We start from the raw sequence: 25027 nt of genomic DNA on the forward strand, positions 1-25027 counted from the left end.
GTCCGGACCGGCTGGGTACGCAGATCCTCAACCGGACGCTGAGGCCGTCCTCATACGCCTGAGGCGCGCGAATCGCGGGCGGGCGGTTCAAAAGGCCGCGAGGAGGTCATCGCTCAGGCCCGGACACGGACCAAGGGCGTATCGACCAGGTGTTCGGCGAGGAACCACGCCTGGAGTTCGCCGGTCCGGATCACCTGGGAGACGAGCAGGTCGTTGGTGCCGTCGTCGCCCAGCTCGGCGGTGCGGGCGGCCGCGTCATGGGCCTCCGTCAGGATGACCTCGTGGGCCTCCAGCAGTCGCGAGAGCATCGCCGGGACCTCCTCGACACCGTCCGGAGGGCGCGGGATCGACGTGATCTCGGCGACGTGCCGGGGATCGCCCACGGCGACACCGCCCAGGGTCTGGACCCGCTCGGCGAGGGCGTCGACGAGTTCCAGCTGTTCCCCCGCGTGCTTGTCCAGGACCAGGTGGAGTTGGTAGAAGGTCGCCCCGCGCATCAGCCAGTGGTGCTTCTTGTAGAGGCCGTAAAGGATCTGGGTGTCCGCGAGGACCTTGTTGAGGCGCTGGCAGGAGTACATGCGCGTCTCGTAGGACAGGCCGAGGGGGAACTGCTTCACGGTCCCGAACTCCTGGATGATCTCGCCCTTCTGGTGCAGCCACGGCTGGCTGCCGACGTGCTGGGACTCGATGGTCATGTTCCGCCTCCTGCTGACTGGCCGTGGACACGGGTGACGCTAGGTGCCGGCATGGCGGGTGGGTTGCCCTGAAGCGCACATGCACGTGCTCGGGAGCGCACGGAACTATCCGTGCGTGCCCTTGTTCGCTCTCGGGCAAGCCCCCGCGCACCGGCGGGCACGGCTCAGCACCTCGTCCCGCCTAACGTCGCTGACGACGTGGGCCCGGAAAACGACGAGGAGAGGCATGATGCCGAGCGAGCAGCGGAGGGTGGATTACGCCCCGGGAGCCCCGCGTTGAGCCTGCGGGGGCGGGACCCGAGGGAAGCGCACAGAACCGCCACGACGCTGGAGTGCTTTTTCGACCTGTGCTTCGTCATCGCGGTCGCGCAGGCGTCCGCGTGTCTGAACACGGCGGTGACGAGCGGGCACTGGCTCGCCGGCATCCTGCGTTTCGCGCTGGTCTTCTTCACGATCTGGTGGGCCTGGATGAACTTCACCTGGTTCGCATCCGCCTATGACCCTGACGACGTCCCCTACCGGTTGACGGTGCTGGTCCAGATCGCGGGCTCCCTCATTCTCGCCGCCGGTGTCCCCAGCGCGTTCGAGGAAGGCGATCTGCGCGTCGTCACGCTCGGATACGTCGTCCTGCGTACGACGCTGACCACGCTGTGGCTGCGTGTCGCACGATCGGATCCCGCTCGGCGGCGGACCGCGCTCCGCTTCGCCACGGGAGTGACGGTTTGTCAGGTCGGCTGGTCCGGGGTGCTCTTTCTCCCGGCCCCGGCGCGCCTGCCGGCCATCATCGCGTTGATCGTTGCCGAGGTCTGCGTTCCGGTGTGGGCGCAGTCCGCCGGAATGACGCCGTGGCATCCGCAGCACATCGCCGAGCGGTACGGGCTGTTCGTCCTCATCGTGCTGGGTGAGTCCGTCGCGGCCGCCGCGGCGGCGGTCCGCGGTGCCCTGAACCGGGACCATGGCACCGCGGCCCTGTACCTGCTGGCGGCAGGTGGCCTGCTTCTGGTCTTCGCCCTGTGGTGGCTGTACTTCGCCCGGCCGGCCCATACCCTGCTCGCCACCTCGCACCAGGCCCATCGCAGGAGGTTCACCTGGGCGTACGGCCACTACCTGATCTTCGCCTCGGCAGCCGCCGAGGGAGCCGGCCTGGCGGCGTACGCCCAGCTGATCACCGGGCGCACCGGTGCCCCGCCGTTGTCGGCGGGTGGCGCGGTCACGGTGCCGGCGGCGGTCTTCCTCATCACCGTGTGGGCTGTGCATGTGCGGCCGCACCGGCGGAGCCGGGTCGAACAGCTTGCGTTTCCCGCGGTGGCGGTGGCAGTCCTGATGGCTGCCCGCTCGCCGGCGCCAACCCTCCTCGCCGCTCTCGCGGCGGCGGCCCTGGTCGTCGTGGTCACGCTGGTCGACCGGGCCGAGCGGGTACGACGAGAGGACCCGTGACACGGAAATGGGGTGCCGCCCGGAGTCCTTCTCCGTGCAGCACCCCTTTCCCCTGGTCAGGTCGTGGCGCGCACCGCCTCGCGGATCAGCTCGGCGACCTGCTTCGGCTGGGAGACGGCGACCGCGTGCGAGGCGCCCTCGATCTCGACGACGGTCGCCCCCGCGCGCTTCGCGCCGAAGCGCTCCACCTCCGGGTTGATCGCGCTGTCGGCGCCCGCGACCAGCGCCCAGGACGGCTTGGTCTTCCAGGCGGCGGCGGAGGCCGTCTCCTCGAAGGCGGCGGCGGCCAGCGGGCGCTGCGCCACGGCCAGCACCTTCGTGACGTCTGCGGGCACGTCGGCGGCGAAGACCGAGGGGAAGGCGTCCGCGGCGATGGTCACCTCGACGGCCGGGTCGCCGTCCGCGACGGGATACGTCCACTGCTTCAGGTTGCTCACCAGCGGGGAGAGCGGGAAGCGGCCCTGCAGCTCGCCGAGGCTCTCACCCTCTTCGAGGACGTAGGCGGCCACGTAGACCAGCCCGACGACGTTCTCCGTGGTGCCGGCGACGGTGATCAGCGCACCGCCGTAGGAGTGGCCGACCAGCACGACGGGGCCGTCGATCTGGGCGGCCACGGAGGCGACGTACGCGGCGTCCGAGGCCAGGCCGCGCAGCGGGTTGGGCGGGGCGATGACCGGGATGTCGTGGCGCTGGAGCTCCTCGATGACGCCGGACCAGCTGGCCGCGTCGGCGAAGGCGCCGTGGACGAGGACGACGGTGGGAGTGGTGGTGCTCATGTCTGCCGGATCTCCTTGCGGTCAGGCGGTGTGCAGGGCGGCGCGCAGGGTGCCGGCGGCCATCGTGATGGCGGCCTCGGCGGCGTGGGTCCCGCGCAGGGCGTTGAGCATCACGAAGTCGTGGATGATGCCCTGGAAGCGGACGGCGGTGACGGGGACGCCGGCCTCGCGAAGCTTGTTGGCGTACGCCTCGCCCTCGTCGCGCAGGACGTCGGCCTCGCCGGTGATGACCAGGGCCGGGGGCAGGCCGGTGAGCTGCTCGGTGGTGGCGCGCAGCGGCGAGGCGGTGATCTGGGCGCGCTCGGCCTCGTCGGTGGTGTACTGGTCCCAGAACCACTGCATGCCGTCGCGGCGCAGGAAGTAGCCGGTGGCGAACTGGTGGTACGACGGCGTGTCGAAGTTCGCGTCCGTCACCGGGTAGAACAGCACCTGCTGCACCAGGGAGACGTCGCCGCGCTCCTTGGCCATCAGGGTGAGGGCGGCGCTCATGTTGCCGCCGACGGAGTCCCCGGCCACGGTCAGCCGTGTGCCGTCCAGGCCCTTGGTGGCGCCCTCCTGCACGACCCACCGCGCGACTGTGTAGTTCTGCTCGATGGCGACCGGGTAGCGGTGCTCGGGCGAGAGGTCGTACTCAGGGAAGACCACGGCGGCGTCCGCGCCGACGGCGAGTTCGCGCACCAGGCGGTCGTGGGTGTGGGCGTTGCCGAACACCCAGCCGGCGCCGTGGATGTAGAGGATGACCGGGAGGGTGCCGGTGGCCCCGGCGGGCTTGACGATGCGGGCCCTGACACTGCCCGTGGGGCCACCGGAGACGGTGATCCACTCCTCGTCGATCGCCGGCTTGTCGATCTCGCCGGACTGCACCTCGTCGACGGCCTTGCGTCCCTCCGCCGGGGGCAGGTCGAAGAGGTAGGGCGGATTGGCGGTCGCCTCCGCGAAGGCGGCTGCCGCGGGTTCCAGTACCGGCTGAACCGGCTCGGCGGTGTGGGACATGTGCCTCTCCCGATGTTCCAAGGGACTGTTTCGTGTGGTGCGCGGGTCACGCTAGTGAGCGTCACCGGGTCGGGATTCTCCGTGCGCGCACCACCGCTGTTCCCGCAGCGCACTGCGAGCGTCCGGCCGCCTCCCGGGTCGCGCGCAGTCCTGGGCGACGCAGTGCACGGTGGGACCAAGTCCGGTGCACTGCGGAGACATTGCCGCAGCTCGGTCGCGTCTAGCGTGAGGGCGGAAGCGAGACAGTGGCCCCTTGCCGCGTCTTCCCTCCATCCCACCGGCGCGGCGCGTATCCCGGACTTCGCCTTGGCGCGCCGCGAGTGGACGGAACCGAACTCTCCTGTCCCGGAAAGGACTTCAAGCGATGTCGACAATGCCGGTCGGCGGGCTCGTTCCGCGTGCCTCCGACGACGCCGCAGACCTCGTCGTCCGCAACGCGAAGATCCACACAGCCGACCCGAGACGCCCGCACGCCGAGGCCGTCGCGGTCCGGGACGGCGTCATCACCGTCGTCGGCGACGACAACGACGTGGCCCCGCACATCGGTACGGCCACCAAGGTGGTCGACGCATGCGGCCGCCGGGTCGTCCCCGGCCTCAACGACGCCCACCTGCACGTGATCCGCGGGGGCCTGAACTACGTACTGGAGCTGCGCTGGGACGGGGTGCGCAGCCTGCGGCAGGGGCTGGCGATGCTGCGTGAACAGGCCGCGCGTACCCCGAAGGGCCAGTGGGTGCGGGTGGTGGGCGGCTGGTCCGTCGAGCAGTTCGCCGAGCGCCGGCTGCCAACCGTCGCCGAACTGAACGCGGCCGCTCCGGACACCCCGGTGTTCGTGTTGCACCTGTACCACTCGGCCGTGCTGAACCGTGCGGCGCTCAAGGCCGCCGGCTTCACCAAGGACACGCCCGACCCCAAGGGCGGCCAGATCATGCGCGGCCGGGACGGGGAACCGACCGGCATGCTGCTGGCCGCGCCCAGCGCCCTCATCCTCTACTCGACCCTCGCCAAGGCGCCGGTCCTGGAGAGCGAGGAGGACAAGAAAACCTCCACCCGTCATTTCCTGCGCGAGCTGAACAGGTTCGGACTGACCTCGGCGATCGACGCCGCCGGCGGATTCCAGAACTTCCCCGACAACTACGCCACCGTCATCGAACTGGCCAAGGCCGGCCAGCTCTCGATGCGCATCGCCTATCATCTCTTCCCGCAGACTCCGGGCCAGGAGGTCGACGATCTCGCCCGCTGGATCGAGATGGCCCGCCCCGAGGACGGGGACGAATGGCTGCGCCTGAACGGCGCGGGCGAGAATCTCACCTGGGCCGCCGCGGACTTCGAGAACTTCGCCGAGCCGCGTCCGGAACTCACGTCGGACTATGAGGTCGAGTTCGAGAAGGCCGTCCGTCTCCTCATGGAGAACGGGTGGGGCTTCCGGCTGCACGCCACCTACGACGAGACCATCCGCCGGGACCTCGCGGTCTTCGAGAAACTCGCCGCGGACGGGCTTTTCCCGGCCGGGAACCGGTGGCTGTTCGACCACGCGGAAACCGTCTCCACGGACAGCCTCGACCGCATCGCCGCGCTCGGCGGCGCGATGTCCGTGCAGAATCGTTTGTCTTTCCAGGGTGAGGCGTTCCTGCGCCGCTACGGTCCCGGCGCCGCCGCGGACGCCCCGCCGATCCGGGCGATGCTGGACCGCGGGCTGGCCGTGGCCGCCGGCACCGACGCCACCCGGGTGTCCTCCTACAACCCGTGGGTGGCCCTGCACTGGCTGGTCAGCGGCCGCACCGTCGGCGATCTGACGCTGCGCCCGCCGACCAACCGCGTCGGCCGGCAGGCCGCGCTGACGATGTTCACCCGCGCCGGCGCCGTACTGACCGGCGAGGACGAGGTCAAGGGCGTCCTGCGGCCGGGCTGCTACGCGGACCTGGCGATGCTGTCCGAGGACTACTTCACCGTGCCCGAGCCTGAGATCGCGCACATCGAGTCGCTGCTGACGGTGACCGGCGGGCGGATCGTCTACGCCGCCGGCACCTACGAGGGGCTGGACGAGGAACTGCCGCCCGTCAGCCCCGCCTGGAGCCCGGTGGCGCATTTCGGCGGCTACCAGGCGTCTCCCTCAGCGGCCGGCGCCCGCCAGGCGGAGTCCCTCGGCCAGGCCGTCGCCGAATCGGAGCAGCACCGCCAGTGGCGCATCGCCCGTGGCCTCACCCCGGAGACCGCGAGCACGCCCTTCGATCCCTGCTTCGACCTCTAGAACACCCGGCAGGGGCCGGGCCGTTGAGCGCCCATGCCGGGACACCCACCGACTCCGTCCGCACACGGACGGTGCTACCCAGATAGGAAAGGTTCATCCTCGTGGTCAACATCTCCGACGTCACCGCCGCCCCCAGCCCCGACCTGCTCACCCCCGACAACTGCGCCGTGCTCTTCGTGGACCACCAGCCACAGATGTTCTTCGCCGCCGCCAGCGGTGACCGCACCTCGATCATGAACGCCACCGTGGGCCTTGCGAAGGCCGCCAAGGTCTTCGACGTGCCGACCGTGCTGAGCACCGTGGCCGCCGAGTCCTTCTCCGGCCCGATCATGCCGCAGCTGGCCGCGGTCTTCCCCGACCAGAAGATCATCGACCGCACCTCGATGAACGCCTGGGAGGACGTGCCCTTCGTCGAGGCCGTCAAGGCGACCGGCCGCAAGAAGCTGGTCATCGCCGGCCTGTGGACTGAGGTCTGTGTCGTCCTGCCGACGCTGTCGGCCCTCGCCCAGGGCTATGAGGTCTACGTCGTCACCGACGCGTCCGGTGGCGTCAGCCCGCAGGCACATGAGCACGCCGTCCAGCGCATGATCCAGGCCGGCGCGGTTCCGGTGACGTGGGTGCAGGTGCTCCTGGAGCTCCAGCGGGACTGGGCGCGCACGGAGACGTACGTCCCGGTCACCGAGGTCGTCAAGGAGCACGCCGGCGCCTACGGCTTGGGGGTCGTATACGCGCAGGCCGTCATCGGCGCCCACGCCGCCGGCTGACCGCACCGATTCCGATTCAGGAACAGGCAGGAACACGATGGACGCTGGACTACTGGTCCTCCGGCTGGTGGCGGGCTTGCTCATCGCCGGTCACGGGGTGCAGAAGGTGAGCTTCCGGCTCGGGGGCAACGGCTTGGCGGGCGGGACCGAGGAATTCCGCCGTGACGGATTCCGCGGCGGAGTGCTGACCGCACTCGTCGCGGGAGCCAGTCAGATCGGTGCCGGCCTGTTCCTGGCCCTCGGGCTGCTCACGCCCCTGGCCGCGATGGCCGCGACGGGCGTAATGACGGTCGCGGGCTCGGTCAAGTGGCACAAGGGGCTGTGGGTACAGAACGACGGCTACGAATACCCCCTGGTCCTCGTCACCGTCTCCGCCGCACTGTCCCTCGCCGGACCCGGACGGTGGTCCGTGGACCACGCTCTGGGCATCACCTCCTGGCCGGTGTGGGTCGCCGTCGGCGCGATCGTGCTGGGTCCGGCGAGCGGACTGCTCACCCGCGCGGTGCTGCACCGGTCGGGCGCCGGGCCGGAAGGGGTGCGGCATGCGCACGTTGCTGACTGACGCGGTCCGCACCCTCCTTCCCCGCGGCGAGGAACGTCATGGTCCGCTCCCCCCGCTGCTGCTGACCATGACGGTGGTCACCGGCCTGGTGGACTCGGTGAGCTATCTGGCCCTCGGACACGTCTTCGTCGCCAACATGACCGGCAACGTGGTCTTCCTGGGGTTCGCCCTGGGAGGCGCCGGCAGCCTGTCCGCACTCGCGTCCGTCGTCTCGGTGACCGCGTTCCTCCTCGGCGCGCTCGCGGGTGGCAGGCTCGGCACCCGGTTCGCCACGCACCGCGGGCACCTGCTGAGGGCGGCGACGGCGGTGCAGACGGTGCTGGTCGCCGTCACCGTGGTGGTCGCCGCGGTCGCCGACGGCCGGGTCACCACCTCCGTCCAGTACACGCTGATCGTATTCCTGGGGCTCGCCATGGGGCTGCAGAACGCGGTCGCCCGGCGCCTCGGCGTCCCGGACCTCACCACCACCGTGCTGACCCTGACGCTGACGGGCCTGGCCGCCGACTCCACGGCGGCCGGCGGCGAGGCGCCGCGCCCCGGCCGCCGGATCCTGTCCGTGCTCGCCATGTTCCTCGGCGCCCTGGTCGGAGCCGCGCTCCTGCTGCACGGCCACCTGGTCCTCGTCCTGAGCCTCACCCTGGTCCTGCTCGCGGTCACCTCCGTGACCACCCATCGCCTCTCCGCCGCCGACGCCCCCTGGCTGCGGCCACGGCCATGAACACGGCGGTGACCACCCCCGGCGCGGACGCCGGAGCCGGACCTTCGGCGCCTCCTCGGGACCCCTCGTCCATGGAGGCCCGGCGCACCACCGACCCGCACCCACCGAAAGGGACCCGATGAACCGGCCCTCCCCCGCCCCGGCCGTCGAACGGACGGACGACAAGCACCGTTACGAGATTCTGGTCGGCGGCCGGCTCGCCGGTCTGACCGCCTATCGCGACCATGCCGCGCAGCGGGTCTTCTACCACACGGAGGTCGACGACGCCTTCGCCGGACAGGGGCTGGCCGCGCGCCTGGTCCAGGAGGCCCTCACCGACGTACGCCGCTCAGGCATGCGCATCGTGCCGGTGTGCCCCTATGTGGCCAAGTACCTGGAGAAGCATGAGGAGTTCGCGGACATCACCGACCCGGTGACCCCGGAGATCCTGCACTGGCTCAAGACGGAGCTGCGGACCCTCACCTGATCGCGCCGCTGGTGGCGTCGACGGTGATGAAGCGCTGGGCTGCGACCAGCAGCACCGCCGCCGGCACCGACGCCAGGACCGCGGTGGCCGTCACCGCGTTCCACTGGGTCGTGTGAGCACCGATGTACTCGTAGATGCCCAGGGTGACCGGCCGGACCGTCTCGGTGGTGGTCAGTGTGAGGCCGAAGAGGAAGTCGCTCCAGGCGAAGAGGAAGGTGAAGAGCGCGGCGGTGACCAGAGCGTTCCGGCTCAGCGGCAGCACCACGGCGCAGAAGGTGCGCAGCCTCCCGGCGCCATCCATGCGCGCGGCTTCGATGATCTCCCTGGGAATGCCCCGCATGAACGACTGCAGGATGATGACGGCGAACGGGACCCCGGAGGTGGAGTCCGCGAGGACGAGTCCCAGGCGGGAGTTCAGCAGTCCCAGGTCGTTGTAGGCGCCGTAGAGCGCGTTCGCCACGACGATGCCCGGCAGCATCTGCGTGAACAGGATTCCGAAGAGTACGAGGCGGGTTCCCCGCAGGGAGAACCGGGCCAGGGCGTAGGCGGCCGGGGCCGCCAGCCCGAGGCTGAGCGCGACGCTGCCGAGGGCCACGACGAGGCTGGTGACCAGGTTGGGGCCCTGATCGCGCAGCGCCGTGGCGTAGCCGCTGAGGTGCGGGCGGGAAGGGAACCAGCCCGCCCCCAGTGTGGTGCCCGTCGGCTGCAGAGAGGCGTTCACCACCCAGTAGACGGGAAACAGCATCACCGCGAGCAGGACTGTCCCGACGACGGTGGAGAGCAGGCCACGGCGGCGTCCGCGCCGCGCCGGCCCGCCCCTCATGGGTGCGCGGCGCGCCGGTCGGCGCGCAGGAAGACGAGGGCGAGGACGAGCGAGAGGATGATGAGTACGTTGCCCATGGCGGCGCCGCGCCCGAACTCGAACTGTTGGAAGGACAGTTCGTAGGACTGGGTGGCGAGGGTCTGCGTGGCGTCGGCCGGTCCTCCGCCCGTCACGACGAGGATGATGTCCAGCACCTTGAGGGTGTAGACCACGCCCAGCACCAGCACGACGCTCACGGCGGGCCGCAGCAGCGGCCACGTGATGTGGTGGAACGACGCCACCGGACCGGCGCCGTCCAGCTCTGCCGCCTCGTACAGCTGGGCCGGGATGTTCCGCAGGCCGACGTACAGGATCGCGGTGTTGAAGGGGATTCCCACCCAGATGTTGACGAGGGTCACCGACACGAGTGCCTGTGAGGTGCCGGTGAGCCAGGGGATGCCGGACGGCACGAGGTGGAGGGCGCGCAGTGCGTTGTTGACGACTCCGTCGTCGGTGTCGAGCATCCACTTCCAGGTCGTGGCCGAGACGACCAGCGGCAGCAGCCACGGCAGCAGCAGGAGCGAGCGCAACAGACCGCCGAGCGGGAAGCTGCGGCGGAAGAACAGGGCCAGGGCGAGACCGAGCAGGAACTGCCCGGCGACCGAACCCGCGGTGAACAGGACCGTGGTCAGCAGTGTCTGGGAGAACAAGCCCGACGACAGGATCTCCGCGTAGTTCCGCAGCCCGACGAACGGCGCGGCCCCGGTGTAGAAGGTGGCGGGCGTGTACTGCTGGAAGCTCAACACCAGGTTCTTGACCACCGGGTAGCCGAAGAACAGCAGCAGGTAGACCGCGGCGGGCACGACGAACAGCCATGGGGCGAGCAGTTCCCGCAAGCGGGTCCGGGTCGCGGCCGGCGGACAGGTCATGAACCGGTCGCGGTCCGCTGCGCGCGTCGGAGCGCCACCTGCGGCGTCTGCTCGCCCGTCAGCGCGGACTGGATCGCCGTGGATATCGCGGTCGCCGTTCCGGGCCACTTGACTCCGAGTTCGGCGGTACGGGACCGGGCTCGCTCCACGCTGGTGACGAAGCCGGACATCGACGGGACCCGCTCGGCGTACCGGGCCGCCACCGCGGTGCGGGAGGGCACGGTGAAGTGCTCCTTCGCCAAGGCGAGCATGGTCGTGGGGCCGTTCAGGCAGGCCAGGACCTGGGCGGCCTTCTCCTGCCGGGACGGAGAGGAGTTCTGCGGCACCGTCCACACCTCGCCGCCGAGGGGCGTGACGAGCGTCTGCCCCTTCTGACGGACGGGGAGGGGGGCCACTCCCCAGTGCAGGTCACGGTCCTTGTTCAGCGCGGGGATCCGCCAGGGGCCGTTGACCATCATGGCGGCCTTTCCAGCGGCGAACTGGTCGTGGAGGTCGGCCTGGGTCCAGTTCAGTGCCGACCTCGACATGGATCCGCTCTTCACCAGGTCGGTCCACAGCCGGAGGGCCTGCGCGGCCTGCGGCGTGTCCAGGTGCTTCTCGTCTCCGCCGTCGGACCACAGGAAGGGCAGGAACTGCCAGGTGCTTTCGGGGGTTGCGTCGGCCGAGACGGCGATGCCGTAGCGCCCCGGGCGGGTCAGGCGGGCGGCCGCCGTCTGCAGCTCGTCCCAGGTCCGTGGCACGGCGACACCGGCCTCGGCGAGCATGTCCTTGTTGTAGATGAGGGCGACCGTGTTGACGGTGGGCGCCAGCCCGTACACCTTCCCGCGGTAGGTGCCCGCCGACAGGATGCCCTCGGCGAAGCCGGTGGTGTCGATGCGGTAGCGGTCCAGCGGCGTCAGTGCGCCGGTGCTCGCGATCTGCTGGAGGTCGGGGTTGTCGAGCATCAGCAGGTCGGGCAGGGTGCGTGACGACGCCTGTCGCAGGACCGTGGGGATGAGCGACGGCAACGGGACACTGGTGTGCTCGACCTTGACCCCGGCGGTCCTGCCGCAGTCGGTGAGCCGCTTGCTCCACTGGGCGTGCTCGGTCGCGTCGGTGTAGTAGTCGAGCGCGGTGATGGAGGTCACCTTGTCCGGGGCCGACGCGGCGCCGGTTCCCCCGCCGCAGCCGGCGGCAGCCAGTGCGAGGGCAACGGTCCCGAGGAGGGTGGTGATCCGTCGCGCCGACGGTCTGGGGGCCGGTGAGTTCAAGGTGGTGCCTTCCCGAGCGAGCCTGTGGTCGAGGCCAGGCGTCCCGCGTCGCCGAGGAGAGGCTTTGACACCGGCGTCTTAGCCATCGAACAGGGATGCTAGCCGATTGACCTGCGCATCAGCCGCGCGGGAGCCCGTAGCCGTCGCCGCGGTCCATGCCCTGTTCGGCGGCTTCCCGGATCATCGCCGCCACGGCGCCGGGCTGTGACAGGGCGACGCCGTGCGAAGCGGCCACCGAGTACTCGGTGGCCGCCATGCGCTGGGCCATGAAGCGCTGGGCCATGGGGGCGAGCATCCGGTCGGCGGCCGCGATGGCGTACCACGACGGCTTGCAGGCCCAGGCCGGCGGCCCCGACGTACCGGTCAACGCTTCTCGCGCGATGGGGCGTTGGGTGACGGCCAGGGCGTCGGTGACGTGCGGTGACAGGTCGGCGGCGAACGTCGGCCCGAACTGTTCCTCGATGAGGTACATCTCGTCCTCCGGGCCACCGGTGAACCGGGCGGGCAGCGCTGCCGTGATGGTGGTGTCGGTCACCGGTGCGGAGGCGAAACGGCTCAGGATGTCCAGGACGGACTCTCCGGCGTCCAGGCCGAACGCCGCGACGTAGCACAGGGCCACGATCTGGTCGCAGTCGCCGGCGGCATGGGTGATGACCGCGCCTCCGTAACCGTGTCCGGCCAACACGACCGGGGCGTCGATCTGACGCACCACGCTCCTGATGTAGGCGGCGTCCTGCGCCAGTCCGCGCAGCGGGTTCGCCGGGGCGAGCACGGTCAGGCCGGCGGCCTGCAGGAGGATGATGACCCCCGCCCAGGAGGAGGCGTCGGTGAACGCCCCGTGCACGAGCACGACGGTCGGCGGGTGGGGGGCGGGTCCGTTCACGTTCCGATGACCTCCGAATGAGTCCTGGCGTTCCAGCCAAGCGCATCCGGTTACCGCGGGCATCGCGTGAACGTACCAAGACGTGCCGGACGTACCGGCGGATCCGCTCAGTCCTCGGGCAAGGCCATGACCACATGGGCCAGCTGGACCCTCGAGTTGACCGACAGTTTGCGGAAGGCGGAGGTCAGGTGCGTGTTGACCGTGTGCGGGGAGACGACGAGCAGATCGGCGGCCGACCGGTTGGTGTGGCCGTCGGCGACCAGGCGCGCGATCTTCTTCTCCGAGGCCGTAAGGGCCTCCCAGCCCTGGACCGGGCGCGGCGTGGTCGCCCTGCGGCTGCCGGCCCCGGCACGGTCCAGATCGCGCTGCACGCGTGCCGCCGCGGCATGGGCACCCGACTCGACGAACAGGTCATGGGCGCGGGTCAGGGCGGCATTGGCCTCGGCTCCCCGGTCTGCCGTCATCAGTGCCCGGCCGAGGTCTGCTTGGGCCCCGGCCCGGACCAGTGGGCGCGGACTCTCCTCGAGGAGGGCCACCGCGCGTTCCAGCAGGGTGAGGTCGTTGCGCACCAGGCCCGCGGCCTGGGCAGCGATACCCGTGGCGGTGGGCACGGCCGGGTTGCGAGCGCCGTGCGCCTCGGCCTGTGCGGCCAGATCCTCGGCCAGCGCCCGGTCCGCGCCGCTGAGGGCCATGCGTATCGCGGAGTCGACCCAGGTGCGCAGCAGCCGCCAGCGCATGAAGGGACCTTCCTGCTGCACCTGCCGGATCCTGTCGAGGGCGAGCGCGGTGTTCCCCTCGTCGTCGGCGATGAGCGCCTCCAGGAAGCGCACCGCCACCGTGTTGCCAGGGTTCGGTTTGGTCGCGCGTCGTTCCCGCGCGGCGGTCAGCTGGTGCCGCGCCGCTTCCCGGTCGCCGCGCAGCAGGGCGATCCAGGAGCGGATCACCCGGGCGTTCACCTGCTGGACGCAGATGTGTACGTCGTTCTCCAGGCGCTCCATGGTGACCAGGTCGGACTCCGCGTCGTCGAGGTCGCCCAGCCCCAGATGCTGCGAGGCCTGTGCCCACAGCAGCATGGTCTGCGGCACCGAGCCGCCGTCGTCCGCCGCCCGCAGCAGCAGCCGCCGGCCGGCCTCGAAGTCGTCCATGTGCTGGTGCGCGACGATCTCCTCGGGAAGGAAGGCGGGCTCGACGGCGCTGAGCGCGGTGAAGCGTTCCAGCGCGACGGCGTTCGTACCGGCGTTCAGAGCGCTCTCCCCCAGACCGAACAGGGCCAGCACGCGTGCCTCCCGGTCACCGGTCGCGATGGCCGCACGCAGGGCGTTCTCGCCGGCCTCCAGTGCCGCGCCGAGATCCTCGCCCCGGGAGAGGGCCAGCGCACGCAGGGCGGTGAGCCGCGCCTCGACCTCCGGGGCGGCACCGCCGAGCGCGAGGGCTGTCTCGGCGCGGCGGCGCAACTCCTCGGCGACGTCCAGGTTCCAGAGCGTCCCGCCGAGGGCGGCCTGGATCCGGCCGAACGTCTCCAGAGGCGGCCGGGCGGCCAGCAGCCGGTCGCCGGTCTCCAGCGCCTCGCGGTTCCGGCCGGCCCGGGTCAGACAGACGATCGCCTGCACACCGACGTCGTACCACAACGGCCGTCCGGGAGGCACCAGTTCCAGGGCGCGCGTCATCAGGTCGGCCGCGAGGCCCGGCGTGACCGACAGGACGTCGTCGGCAGCCTGCCGCAGCAGCGTCACCGCTTCGTCGTCTCCGGCCTGGGCGCCCCGGAGAATGTGCGACACCGCGTCGATCGGCCGGTGCCCGGCCGCGACCAGGTGTCCTGCGGCCTCCCGGTGCAGAGCCTTGCGGGCCGACGGCGGGATGTCCACGTAGACGGCCTGGCGCAGCAGGTCGTGCCGGAAGACCAGCTGTTCGCCGTCGTCGTCCAGGAGCCCGGCGCGCACCGCCTCCTCCAGCTCCGCGAGCAAACCGGCGGACGGTCGGCCGTAGAGCGCGGCGGCTTCGAGGAGGCCGAATCTGCGTCCCAGCACCGCTCCCATCTGCAGGAAGCGCAAGGTGCTGGGGTCAAGTGACCTGAGCCTGCCGCGCACGCCCACCACGAGCCCCTCGGGCACGGGCTCCCCCGACGGGCCGGTGGTCCCCAGTCCCGTGAGCATCTCGACCGCCAGGAACGGGTTCCCGCCGGCTCCGTCGAGCAGCTGCCGTACCCGGTCGTCGACGGCCGCGCCCAGGGTGTCGTCGGCCAGCTGGCCGATCGCCGTGCCGGAGAGCGGTCCCAGGGGCACGGTGACCGACAGGAGCCCGCTCTCGGCGGCCTCGACGATCTCCTGCGCCGGGCCGGCAGGATCCTGCCGCCCGGTGAGCACCCACAGAACCGGCGATGTCCGCAGGCGTGCCGGGAGCTGTTTCAGGGCGAACCGGCTCAGTGGGTCGGCCCACTGCACGTCGTCCAGGGCGATCAGCACGGGCATCTCGGCGGCCCTGGCCTCGATCGCTTCCGCCACGCGCTCGACCAGCCAGATCCGCTGGTCGTGATGGCGGGTGAGGTCGGCGAACGCGTCACTGGACAGCAGCGGCCGGTCACCATACAGAAGGCAGGCGGCCAGCGACGAGAGCGGGACGATGTGGTGCAGTTCGTCGGCCTTGCCCAGACCGACCGCGAAGCCCGCCGCACCGGCCGTGGTGACGACCTCGCCGAGCAGCGCGGTCTTGCCGATGCCCGGCTCCCCTCGGAGCAGGACCAACGCGCCGCTTCCGGTGCCGACCACCGATGCGAGGACGGCCCGCAGCTGTTCGAGTTCGGTCTCTCGGCCACGCAGACCGCGCCGGGACAGCGACCCGTCCGACCGCTCCACTCCCGCCCCTCTGTCCGCACTCGCCGACCGCCTCCGGTCCAGGCAGCCATGCGGAGCGGCGACGTCGCCCCATGCCGTCGCCCGCCTGTCCGGGTGGGGGGCCGGCCGGGGCGCGGACGGCGTTCCGCGTGTCCACTATCGCAAGAACCGCAGCTCAGTGCATACCCCGGGGGGGGCGACCAGGGCCGTGCGGCGGCTCTGAGCGGGTTGGGTGAAGTCGGCTACGGTTCGGCAGCGCCGCCAAGGGGCGCGGCGAACTGCGCGACCAGCCACGACGACGGCCGTGGACGAGCGACGGCATGGCGCGGCACTTCGAGCGGAGGGTTCAGGCGCCCGGTGGCGACGTGTGCGTACGACGCTCGAGTGCCGCCTGGTCCCGCCACTCGACGGGGGACATCCCGTAGGCGCCCCGGAACGCCCGGCTGAAGTGGGCGGCGCTGACGAAGCCCCACCGTCGGCCCACCGCGGCGATGGTCCGGCTCGCCGCGTCCCGGCGGGCCAGTTCGCGTCGGCACTGCTCCAGCCGGCGGCCCTGGATCCACCGGCGGACGGTGGTGCCCTCGTTCTGGAAGAGGTTGTACAGGTAGCGCAGGGAGATCTGGTTGGCCCGGGCGATGGCCTCCGGGGTCAGGTCGGGGTCCGCCAGGTGACGGTCGACGTAGGCCTGGACCCGCATCAGCAGCACGCGGGCGGCGCTCGGTGTGCCCGTGGTGTCGCCGCCGCGTCGCTCGTCGGCCAGCACCGTGAGCAGGTCCAGGACGTTGCGGGTGATCAGGTCGCCGACGTGCTGCGGATACGCGCCCGCGGTGTCCACGAGCCGGGACAGGAAGGGGGACAGCAGGTGGCCGAGGGGCGTCGTGGAGTCGAGGGGAGACGCCGTGATCCGGCACAGGTCCGACTCCCTCAGACTCAGGAGATGCCGGGGCAGGACGAGGGCCTTCGTCTGGAAGGTGTCGGGGAAGGTCAGCCGCATGGGACGCGCCCGGTCGTAGACGAAGAGCTGCCCGGGCTCGACATACGCGTCGCGCGCGTCCTGCTCGACTCGGGCGAGCCCGCTGCTCAGCAGCATCACGACCACGTGGTCGTCGCCTGTGGATCCCGCGATGAGGCGCGGTGTACGCACGGTCTGCAGGGCTTCGCTGTCCACCGTGACGCCCCGTGTCCGGCCCGTCGGTGACGCATGGATCGTGCCGGAGAACACCTCCTCGGCGAGCTTGACGTCCACGGCTCCGAAGGTGTGGGCCACGGCGTCGCGCCAGTAGGTCCGTCTTCGCTCCCTGGGCACACCGTCCGTGGTGTAGAAGATGCCCGCGGGCTGCTTCCCCGTCCCCTTCACCGATACGTACGACATGATCTCCGCCCTTCAGCCGCTGTGCGCTGCGGACACCGTGCCAGCGGGGCACGGGGTGGCGCATCGAGTGAACGCACTAGATCCGGGATACGGGGCGGAGATACGGGGGACCGCGGAACCTCAGTCGAAGCGCAGGTCGGAGAGCTGCCGTTCGAGGGCGGTGACCTCGTCGTCGGGCGTCGTCTCCGACGCCGGGCGGGCCGCCATGGCGACGGTCAGTTCACCGGCCGCCCGCTGGATGCGGGCGGGCAGGCCCTCGGTGTAGTCGTCGCCGCCGGACCCCCAGTCCTCGGACGCCGCGTACACCGCGGTGGGGACGACACCGGCTCGCAGGTAGGCGAAGAGCGGGCGCAACGCGTGCTCCAGAACCAGGGAGTGGCGGGCCGTCCCTCCCGTCGCCGCGATCAGGACCGGCGTGCCGGTGAGGGCGTCCGGGTCGATGAGGTCGAAGAAGGACTTGAACAGCCCGCTGTAGGAGGCGGTGAACACGGGTGTCACGGCGATCAGGCCGTCCGCGCCCGTCACCGCGTCGATCGCGGACGCCAGCTGGGGCGGCGGGAAACCGGTCACGAGGTGGTTGGCGACGGCGACGGCCAGTTCGCGCAGCTCGATGACCTCGGTCTGTACGTCGTGGCCCTCGGCGGCCAGGTCGGTGCGGGCCGACTCGGCGAGCCGGTCGGCGAGCAGGCGGGTGGACGACGGGGTGCTCAGCCCCGCCGAGACAGCGACGAGCTTCACGCGGCGGCCACCTCCCGCGCGGTCCGCAGGGACTCGTGGGTGGGCGCGTCCGGCACGTCGGCCGGGCGGCCGATCGCGAACTCCTTGCGCAGCACCGGTACGACCTCCTCGCCGAGGATGTCGAGCTGCTCCAGCACGGTCTTCAGTGGCAGGCCCGCGTGGTCCATCAGGAACAGCTGCCGCTGGTAGTCGCCCACGGTCTCGCGGAAGGACAGCGTCCGCTCGATGACCTGCTGCGGGGAGCCCACCGTCAGCGGGGTCTGCTCGGTGAAGTCCTCCAGGGACGGCCCGTGGCCGTAGACCGGCGCGTTGTCGAAGTACGGGCGGAACTCCCGTACGGCGTCCTGGGAGTTCTTCCGCATGAACACCTGCCCGCCCAGGCCGACGATGGCCTCCTCGGGCCGGCCATGACCGTGGTGGGCGTACCTGCGCCGGTACAGCTGGACCATCCGTCGCGTGTGGTCGGCAGGCCAGAAGATGTTGTTGTGGAAGAAGCCGTCGCCGTAGAAGGCGGCCTGTTCGGCGATCTCGGGCGAGCGGATCGAGCCGTGCCACACGAACGGCGGTACGCCGTCCAGCGGGCGGGGCGTGGACGTGAAGCCCTGCAGGGGAGTGCGGAACGTCCCCTCCCAGTCCACGACGTCCTCGCGCCACAGCCGGCGCAGCAGGGCGTAGTTCTCCTTGGCGAGGTCGATGCCCTGCCGGATGTCCTTGCCGAACCAGGGGTAGACCGGCCCGGTGTTGCCGCGGCCCATCATCAGGTCCACCCGGCCGCCGGCCAGGTGCTGGAGCATCGCGAAGTCCTCCGCGATCTTCACCGGGTCGTTGGTGGTGATCAGTGTCGTGGCCGTGGAAAGGATCAACTTCTCGGTGCGGGCCGCGATGTAGCCGAGCATCGTGGTCGGCGACGACGGCACGAACGGCGGGTTGTGGTGCTCACCGGTCGCGAAGACGTCCAGGCCGACCTCCTCCGCCTTGAGCGCGATGGCGACCATCGCCTTGATGCGCTCGTGCTCCGAGGGGGTACGGTCGTTGGTCGGGTCGGGGGTGACGTCCCCCACCGAGAAGATTCCGAACTGCATGGGCGCCTCTTCGTTCCGGCGAGCTGTGTGGATGCCGGAAATGTAGGCACGGCTCGGGCGATGCCCCTTGTCCGTGCGTGCAGCGGTGCTGGTCCCTCGGTGCCCTCCTGCGGCCCGCGGGGTGAGCCGCCGCCTTTCCGTCCGCGACTGTGCAGCGTGGGGCCACTGCACGGGCGCTGAGAGGCAATCGCCACACCCGGTCGGCTGCCTGGCGCGGCAGTCCCCTCTGCCTCCCCGGAGTACCCATGGCTTCCGCAACCGTCGTCGAACTGTCCCAGAAGTGATCACCGCCTTCTTCCTGGAGGCGGGATCCATCGGCCTGATGCTCTACGGCGACGCGCGGATCCGCCCGCGCACCATTGCATTGGCGAGCTGGATGGTCGCCTTCGGCACGCTGCTGTCCGCCACCTGGATCCTGTCGGCCAACGGCTGGCTGCAGGACCCCCCGTCGGCTACGAGAAGGTCGACAGCCAGTTCCACGCCCGGGACTGGGCCGGCATCCTGCTCGATCCCGCCTTCGCCCACCGCTTCCCGCACATGCTGCTGGCCGTGCTGATCAGCGCCGCCTGGTTCGTCGGCGGGATCTCCGCCTGGTATCCGGTGAAGAACCGGGTGCACGCCCGGCCCATGGCCCGCCGCTGTCTGTCCATCGCGCTCGGTGTGCTGGGCGTGCTGATCCCGATCCAGCTGTACGTGGGAGACGGCACAGCGGTCTTCATGGGTCAGCACCAGATGCCCAAGCTGGAGGCGTTCGAGGGGAACTGGAAGAGCGACAGGCGGCACCGTCGGCCGACGCCGCCGTACTGCGGGCCGCTTTGGAAGTGGTCGGCCTGTCGGTGCTTCCGTTGCAGATGCCGGTGGGTCCTGGCGGCCGTCTGCTGTCCCAAGGGCAGCGAAGGCGCCTCGCCACGGCCCGCGCCGTACTGAGGCGTCCTCGGATCCTGCTGCTCGACGAGCCGGTGGCGGGCCTGGACCGCGCCACCGCCGAGGCGCTCCTGGCCGCGCTGCCCCGGGCGTTGCCGCAGACCGCGCTGGTGATCGCCCTCCAGGAACAGGACCTCGGCCTGCTGAAGGGCGCTGCGGATGCCGTCGTACGACTCGGACGGGCCGTGGAGCGGGCGTGCGCGTAGTCCCGTACAGGGCTGGACCGGCGGCGCGCGGAAGGGGCCAAAACCGCCTTCGGCCCTGGCCCCTTACTGTCGTTGCGTCAGTCGGGCTCGGAGTCCGGGATCAGATGCATCGCCGTCTCCTCGGGCGATACCCTCGCGCCGTCCGTCCCCGGTCGAAGGCGAACCGGTCGGATTCGAGGCTCACCCCTCGCCACCGCTCCGACGCGTGACGCCGGTGGTTCCCCCCCCGCCCAGGGCCTCTCCGAGGGCGAACAGCCCTCGTCCAGAGCTTGGTCATCCGCGAGTGGTCCAGGGTGTGGGACGCGTCCAGCAGCGCAGCGTCGTCCTGAATGTCCGGACACCGGCTCTTCACCCCGCGTTGGTGATCCCCCGCCGTAGGAGTGGCCGACGAGGACCACTGGACCGGAGATGGTCGCCAGGAAGTCGGACAGCGTCTCGGCGTCCTGGGCGACACCGCGCAGCGGGTTCGGCGAGGCGTAGACGTTGTCACCCGCTTGAAGCGGAAAGGGCGAGGGGCGAGCGGAATCCGTGCAATCCGGGAACACGCGTGCCGCACAAGCCCCTTTTCGGACAACCCCCGGTGCACTTGTGGGCAAGGCAACGGAGCAGCCGCGGCTTACGGTCGCCCACAACCGTACGAACAGTCAGACACAGGGGGCGGAGTGAGAATCCCTCTTTCCGATTCCGCGGATGCGTGCTCGATCGTCTTTCCCACGGAAGTCCATATCAGCGTGGCCGGCGAAGCGTGGGTACCGCTCCCCGCCGCGCTCCGTTACGACGTGGCCGACCCGTATGCCGTGCGCCTGTCCATGGGCGTCCCTGCGGCCCCTTCCGCCGACTGGGTCTTCGCCCGGTCGCTGCTCGCGGAGGGACTCCACCGGCCCACGGGAATCGGAGACGTGGTGGTCATCCCGCGGCACCGCCGCCGTCCAGAGTCGGTCCGCATCCTCTTCAGGACCCGCGCCGGGGCGGCGCTTCTCGCGGTCCACGCCCTCGTGGTCACGGACTTCCTGCGCCGGTCCGAGGCACTGGTGCCGCCGGGCACCGAGCACCACCACATCGATGTGGACCGCGTCATCGACCGGCTCACGGCCGGCCATGAGTGAGACGCCGCCCGGCGCGACGCGGGTGACGGCCTACAGGCACAGCCGGGGTCAGGCCGCGTGCAGGACGGTGTACAAGGTGTCCGTCACCTGTACCCGGGCCGCCTGGGAGGCGTGCGTGCCGCGGAGCTGGTCGAACAGCACGATCTCCGAGAGTCCTGGAGACGGTCGCTCGACAGATTCCCCGCGTGGTCTCGGGTACGTCTCAGCTCGTGCCGTACTCGACCGTCCAGTCGCGCGAACCGGCTGCCGAGTCGCCGCCTCACCCTCCGGCTCCGGTACGACGGCTCCTTCTGGGATGCCCGCCAAGGAGAAGCGCGCATCGGCGGACGCAATTCCCCGCTCCACATGGGCCGAGCCCAAAGAACAGCCCCAACGCGCTGCTCAACGGGTCAAGCCGGACAGGTCGATTGACCCGCGCTACCTGATCCAGGACGACCACTTCACGCTCCGTCAGAAACAGCGTCGACCGAGCGTCAAGACATTTCCCGAGCCCGTCTCTTACGGAGCTGAGACAGAGCGTTTTGGACCAACGCCCACGCTGCGAAACCGCAGGTGAGACAGGTGGCGGGAACCTACAACATGCTCCACGCGGTGAACTTCGGGAAACAAGTCGAGCGCGCCCGGCCTCGCCTGAGAAACCTACAAAAAGCGCAGGACAGAGCCCCTACACCGCAGGCGACAGAATCGCCACGCACTCCACGTGCGACGTCATCGGGAACAGGTCGAACGCCCGCAGCGTCCGCACCCGGTAGCCGCCCTCCCGGAAGTAGCCCAGGTCGCGGGCCAGGGCGGCCGGGTCGCAGGCCACGTAGGCGATGCGGCGGGCGCCGAGGGAGGTGAGGTGGGCGACCGTCTTGCGGCCGGCGCCGGCGCGGGGCGGGTCGAGGACGATGAGGTCGACCTCGGTGATGCCCGTGCGCGGCAGGACCGACTCCACCTTGCCCTGCTCGACGCGGACCCGCGGGAAGCCGGCCAGGTTGTGCCGGGCGTCCTCCACCGCGCGCTTGCCGGACTCGATGCCGAGGACCGCGCCCTTCTCGCCGAGGCGGTCGGCCAGGGCGCCGGCGAACAGGCCGACGCCGCAGTACAGGTCGAGGGCCATCTCGCCCTTGCGCGGCAGCAGGCCCTGCATGACGGCCTTGACGAGGGTGTCGGCGGCCTTCGGGTGCACCTGCCAGAAGCCGCCGCTGCCGACGCGGAAGGTGTGGTCGTCGGCGCGCTCGCGCACGAAGGCGCGGCCGTGGACCCGGTGGACGCCGCCGTCCTTCTCGTCCACGCGCATCACGGAGACGGGCCGGTCGAGCTCGACCAGCGGCAGCCGGGCGCCGGGCCGCGGCTCCAGGATCACCATGCGGTCCTGCGAACCGGTCGCGGCGATCGCCTCGACGGAGGCCATGCCCGCCCAGTCGCGGTCCTCGATGCCGAGCTCGCTGACGCCCTGCGCGGCGATCATGCAGTGGTCGATCGGCTCGACCTCGTGGGAGCGGTGGCGGCGCAGTCCGGCGTTGCCGTCGGCGTCCACCGCGTACTGGACGCGCGTCCGCCACTGCGGCACCTGGCCGGCGGGCAGCTTGTCCCCCTCGGCCGGCACCACCGTGCCGTCCCAGCCGGCCTCCTCGGGGGTGAGGCCCGCGAGCCGCTTGAGCTGCTCGGCGATCACCTCGCCCTTCAGGCGGCGCTGGGCGCCCGGCTTGGCGTGCTGCCAGTCGCAGCCGCCGCAGCGGCCGGGGCCGGCGAAGGGGCAGGGCGCCTCGACGCGGTCCTTGGACGCCTCGAGGATCTCGACGGCGTCGGCGCGCAGGAAGCGGGCGCCCTCCTCGCCCTCGGTGACCCGGGCCACCACCCGCTCGCCGGGCAGCGTGTGCCGGACGAACAGCACCTGGCCCTCGGCGGTACGGGCGATGCAGTGGCCCCCGTGGGCGACGGGGCCGATCTCGACCTCGTACTCCTCGCCCACCAGAGACTTCGTGGTTTCTGCCTGCATGGTGGGGTGACTCCAGATCGGGAAGGGGGGAGGCCGCAGCCGGCGGGCCTGACAACAGCCCACCAGTCTACGGCCTCCCCCGGATGCCTCGACGCGTCAGTCCTTGGCGGCCGGCTCCTTGGGGCGTTCCACCGCCGGGCCGCGCCGGACCGCGCCGGGCGCGTTCCAGTCCTGGCGCCTGCGGGCCCGCAGCTTGGCCGCCTCGGAGGACGCCAGCTGGTAGGGCACCGAGGTCACCATCACGCCGGGGGTGAACAGCAGGCGGCCCTTCAGGCGCAGGGCGCTCTGGTTGTGCAGCAGGTGCTCGTACCAGTGGCCGACCACGTACTCGGGGATGATCACGGAGACCGCGTCGCGCGGGGACTCCTTGCGCAGGCTCTTGACGTACTCGATGATCGGCCGCGTGATCTCCCGGTACGGGGAGTCGAGGACCTTCAGCGGTACGTCGATCCCGCGCCGCTCCCACTCCTCGCGCAGCGCCTTGGTCTCCGCCGGGTCGACGTTGACGGTGAGCGCCTCCAGGGTGTCCGAGCGCATCAGCTTGGCGTAGGCCATGGCGCGCAGGGTGGGGCGGTGGATCTTGGAGATCAGGACCACCGAGTGCACCCGGGAGGGGCGGACGCTGTCGTCGCTCGGGCCCTCGGGGGCGGCGATCTCGTCGGCCACGCGGTCGTAGTGCTTACGGATCGCGGTCATCGTCGCGTAGAAGATGCACATGCCCAGCAGGGCGACCCAGGCGCCGTGCGTGAACTTGGTGACGAGGACGACGACCAGCACCAGGCCGGTGAAGAAGGCGCCGAAGGCGTTGATCGCGCGGGAGCGGATCATGTGGCTGCGCGCCGAGGGGTCCTTCTCGACCGCCAGATGGCGGTTCCAGTGCCGGACCATGCCGGTCTGGCTGAGCGTGAAGGACACGAACACGCCGACGATGTAGAGCTGGATGAGGCGGGTGGAGTCGGCGCCGTAGATGATCACCAGCAGCGCGGCGGCGCCGGCGAGCAGCACGATGCCGTTGGAGAACGCGAGGCGGTCGCCGCGGGTGTGCAGCTGGCGCGGCAGGTAGCGGTCCTGGGCGAGGATCGAGCCGAGCAGCGGGAAGCCGTTGTACGCCGTGTTCGCCGCCAGGAACAGCACCAGGGCGGTGGCGGCCGCCAGCAGGACGAACAGGAAGCTGCCCTTGCCGAACACCGCCTCGGCGACCTGGGAGATCACCGGGTTCTGGACGTAGCCGGAGCCGACCGGGGTGCCGTTGTGGATCAGGTCGGTGGCCGGGTGCTCGGCCATGCGGACGTTGGTCGACATGGCGAGGGCGATGATGCCGCAGAACATCGTGACGGCCAGCAGGCCCATCATGGCCAGCGTGGTCGCCGCGTTCTTCGACTTGGGCTTGCGGAAGGCGGGGACGCCGTTGGAGATGGCCTCCACGCCGGTCAGCGCGGCACAGCCGGAGGAGAAGGCGCGCAGCATCAGGAAGACGAGGGCGAAGCCCGCGAGGCCCTGGTGCTCGGCCTTGATGTGGTAGTCGGCCGTCGGGGCCCGCATGGTGTCGCCCAGTACCAGACCGCGGAAGGCGCCCCAAGCGATCATGACGAAGACGCCGCCGACGAACACGTAGGTCGGGATGGCGAAGAGCTTGCCCGACTCCTTCACTCCGCGCAGGTTCATCAGCGTCAGCAGGACGATCACCGCCGTCGCGCAGAACACCTTGTGCTCGACGACGAAGGGGATCGCGGAGCCGAGGTTCTCGATGCCGGAGGCGATGGAGACGGCGACGGTCAGCACGTAGTCGACGAGCAGCGCGCTGGCCACGGTGAGGCCGGCCTTGGGTCCCAGGTTGGTGGTGGCGACCTCGTAGTCGCCGCCGCCGCTGGGGTAAGCGTGCACGTTCTGCCGGTAGGAGGCGACCACCGTGAACATCAGCACGACGACCGCGACGGCGATCCAGGGGCTGAAGTGGTACGCCGACACGCCCGCGATGGACAGGACCAGCAGGACCTCCCCCGGCGCGTAGGCGACGGAGGACAGCGGGTCGGAGGCGAAGACGGGGAGGGCGATGCGCTTCGGCAGGAGCGTTTCGCCCAGCCGGTCGCTGCGCAGTGCGCGCCCGATCAGGATCCGTTTGGGCACGTCGGTCAGTTTGGACACGACAGAGGATCGTAGGCCTTCGAACAGGCACCCGCCCACCCGGCGTCCCGGTTCTGCCTCACGAGTGAAATCGTAAGCGCTCCGAACTGCGGATTCCGTGGTCCGTGCGCCCC

At 70.8% G+C, this 25027-nt stretch carries 23 protein-coding genes; 10 read left to right on the forward strand and 13 right to left on the reverse strand.

Translation table 11 applies throughout. From position 1 onward, the window contains the following. Positions 1–113: 113 nt before the first annotated feature. Positions 114–695, reverse strand: coding sequence for a Dps family protein (locus ACFYU0_RS31920; RefSeq protein WP_389305705.1), 582 nt, complete (start codon positions 693–695; stop codon positions 114–116). Between the two features lie 276 nt (positions 696–971). Here ACFYU0_RS31920 and ACFYU0_RS31925 point away from each other — a divergent pair, with 276 nt between their 5' ends. Further along, positions 972–2132 carry a low temperature requirement protein A gene (locus ACFYU0_RS31925; RefSeq protein WP_389305707.1) on the forward strand — a complete coding sequence of 387 codons (1161 nt, stop codon included), beginning with the start codon at positions 972–974 and terminating at the stop codon, positions 2130–2132. A 56-nt stretch (positions 2133–2188) separates the two neighbouring features. Here ACFYU0_RS31925 and ACFYU0_RS31930 read toward each other — a convergent pair whose 3' ends face one another. Further along, positions 2189–2908: an alpha/beta fold hydrolase gene (locus ACFYU0_RS31930; RefSeq protein ID WP_389305709.1), complete on the reverse strand. Its 720-nt coding sequence runs from the start codon at positions 2906–2908 to the stop codon at positions 2189–2191. 21 nt (positions 2909–2929) lie between these two features. Continuing rightward, positions 2930–3901 carry an alpha/beta hydrolase gene (locus ACFYU0_RS31935; protein WP_389305711.1) on the reverse strand — a complete coding sequence of 324 codons (972 nt, stop codon included), beginning with the start codon at positions 3899–3901 and terminating at the stop codon, positions 2930–2932. 364 nt (positions 3902–4265) lie between these two features. Here ACFYU0_RS31935 and ACFYU0_RS31940 point away from each other — a divergent pair, with 364 nt between their 5' ends. From ACFYU0_RS31940 to ACFYU0_RS31960, 5 genes are all read left to right on the forward strand, one after another. Then, positions 4266–6152: an amidohydrolase gene (locus ACFYU0_RS31940; RefSeq protein WP_389305713.1), complete on the forward strand. Its 1887-nt coding sequence runs from the start codon at positions 4266–4268 to the stop codon at positions 6150–6152. A gap of 101 nt (positions 6153–6253) precedes the next feature. Beyond that, entirely contained in the window at positions 6254–6916 is a 663-nt protein-coding gene (locus ACFYU0_RS31945; protein ID WP_351559709.1) for a hydrolase, read from the forward strand. A 37-nt stretch (positions 6917–6953) separates the two neighbouring features. Further along, complete coding sequence (locus ACFYU0_RS31950) at positions 6954–7478, forward strand: DoxX family protein (protein ID WP_389305716.1); 525 nt, start codon at positions 6954–6956, stop codon at positions 7476–7478. Next, positions 7459–8196 carry a YoaK family protein gene (locus tag ACFYU0_RS31955; protein WP_351559713.1) on the forward strand — a complete coding sequence of 246 codons (738 nt, stop codon included), beginning with the start codon at positions 7459–7461 and terminating at the stop codon, positions 8194–8196. The genes ACFYU0_RS31950 and ACFYU0_RS31955 overlap by 20 nt, the downstream gene beginning before the upstream one ends. Before the next feature lie 118 nt (positions 8197–8314). Next, positions 8315–8662, forward strand: coding sequence for a GNAT family N-acetyltransferase (locus ACFYU0_RS31960; RefSeq protein ID WP_389305718.1), 348 nt, complete (start codon positions 8315–8317; stop codon positions 8660–8662). On the opposite strand, the gene ACFYU0_RS31965 is transcribed toward ACFYU0_RS31960, so the two are convergent. The 8 genes from ACFYU0_RS31965 to ACFYU0_RS32000 all read right to left on the reverse strand — a co-directional run bounded on the left by ACFYU0_RS31965 (position 8655) and on the right by ACFYU0_RS32000 (position 18549). Beyond that, the gene (locus ACFYU0_RS31965; protein WP_389305720.1) at positions 8655–9485 is read right to left on the reverse strand and encodes a carbohydrate ABC transporter permease; all 831 of its coding nucleotides are present in this window, start codon (positions 9483–9485) and stop codon (positions 8655–8657) included. The two genes, ACFYU0_RS31960 and ACFYU0_RS31965, sit on opposite strands and share 8 nt — an antisense overlap. Next, a complete protein-coding gene (locus tag ACFYU0_RS31970; RefSeq protein ID WP_389305722.1) occupies positions 9482–10393 on the reverse strand; it encodes a carbohydrate ABC transporter permease in 912 nt (303 codons plus the stop codon). Before ACFYU0_RS31970 ends, ACFYU0_RS31965 begins: the two co-directional genes overlap by 4 nt. Then, positions 10390–11520: an extracellular solute-binding protein gene (locus tag ACFYU0_RS31975; protein ID WP_389305724.1), complete on the reverse strand. Its 1131-nt coding sequence runs from the start codon at positions 11518–11520 to the stop codon at positions 10390–10392. Before ACFYU0_RS31975 ends, ACFYU0_RS31970 begins: the two co-directional genes overlap by 4 nt. 241 nt (positions 11521–11761) lie before the next feature. Continuing rightward, a complete protein-coding gene (locus tag ACFYU0_RS31980; RefSeq protein ID WP_389305726.1) occupies positions 11762–12526 on the reverse strand; it encodes an alpha/beta fold hydrolase in 765 nt (254 codons plus the stop codon). Positions 12527–12633: 107 nt separating this feature from the next. After that, a complete protein-coding gene (locus ACFYU0_RS31985) occupies positions 12634–15378 on the reverse strand; it encodes an AAA family ATPase (RefSeq protein ID WP_389305728.1) in 2745 nt (914 codons plus the stop codon). A gap of 325 nt (positions 15379–15703) precedes the next feature. Continuing rightward, the gene (locus tag ACFYU0_RS31990; RefSeq protein WP_389305730.1) at positions 15704–16729 is read right to left on the reverse strand and encodes a helix-turn-helix domain-containing protein; all 1026 of its coding nucleotides are present in this window, start codon (positions 16727–16729) and stop codon (positions 15704–15706) included. Between the two features lie 120 nt (positions 16730–16849). Then, positions 16850–17467 carry an FMN reductase gene (locus tag ACFYU0_RS31995; protein ID WP_067054622.1) on the reverse strand — a complete coding sequence of 206 codons (618 nt, stop codon included), beginning with the start codon at positions 17465–17467 and terminating at the stop codon, positions 16850–16852. Next, complete coding sequence (locus tag ACFYU0_RS32000) at positions 17464–18549, reverse strand: LLM class flavin-dependent oxidoreductase (RefSeq protein WP_351559731.1); 1086 nt, start codon at positions 18547–18549, stop codon at positions 17464–17466. Before ACFYU0_RS32000 ends, ACFYU0_RS31995 begins: the two co-directional genes overlap by 4 nt. Before the next feature lie 322 nt (positions 18550–18871). Between ACFYU0_RS32000 and ACFYU0_RS32005 the strand changes: the two genes are divergently transcribed. The 4 genes from ACFYU0_RS32005 (at position 18872) to ACFYU0_RS32020 (ending at position 20785) form a co-directional block, all read left to right on the forward strand. Continuing rightward, positions 18872–19105, forward strand: coding sequence for a cytochrome ubiquinol oxidase subunit I (locus ACFYU0_RS32005; RefSeq protein ID WP_389305873.1), 234 nt, complete (start codon positions 18872–18874; stop codon positions 19103–19105). Further along, positions 19051–19476 (forward strand): cytochrome ubiquinol oxidase subunit I, encoded by a 426-nt coding sequence (locus ACFYU0_RS32010; RefSeq protein WP_389305875.1) that lies wholly within the window; start codon positions 19051–19053, stop codon positions 19474–19476. The genes ACFYU0_RS32005 and ACFYU0_RS32010 overlap by 55 nt, the downstream gene beginning before the upstream one ends. Then, on the forward strand, positions 19365–19679 hold the full coding sequence (locus ACFYU0_RS32015) for an ATP-binding cassette domain-containing protein (RefSeq protein WP_389305733.1): 315 nt from the start codon (positions 19365–19367) through the stop codon (positions 19677–19679). The genes ACFYU0_RS32010 and ACFYU0_RS32015 overlap by 112 nt, the downstream gene beginning before the upstream one ends. 731 nt (positions 19680–20410) lie before the next feature. After that, positions 20411–20785 (forward strand): SsgA family sporulation/cell division regulator, encoded by a 375-nt coding sequence (locus ACFYU0_RS32020; protein ID WP_389305735.1) that lies wholly within the window; start codon positions 20411–20413, stop codon positions 20783–20785. Positions 20786–21449: 664 nt separating this feature from the next. On the opposite strand, the gene ACFYU0_RS32025 is transcribed toward ACFYU0_RS32020, so the two are convergent. After that, positions 21450–22769: a class I SAM-dependent RNA methyltransferase gene (locus ACFYU0_RS32025; protein WP_389305737.1), complete on the reverse strand. Its 1320-nt coding sequence runs from the start codon at positions 22767–22769 to the stop codon at positions 21450–21452. 96 nt (positions 22770–22865) lie between these two features. Beyond that, a complete protein-coding gene (locus ACFYU0_RS32030) occupies positions 22866–24914 on the reverse strand; it encodes an APC family permease (protein ID WP_351666559.1) in 2049 nt (682 codons plus the stop codon). Positions 24915–25027 lie beyond the last annotated feature (113 nt).

Source organism: Streptomyces sp. NPDC003720 (genome assembly GCF_042875075.1).
In the GTDB taxonomy this organism is placed as follows: domain Bacteria; phylum Actinomycetota; class Actinomycetes; order Streptomycetales; family Streptomycetaceae; genus Streptomyces.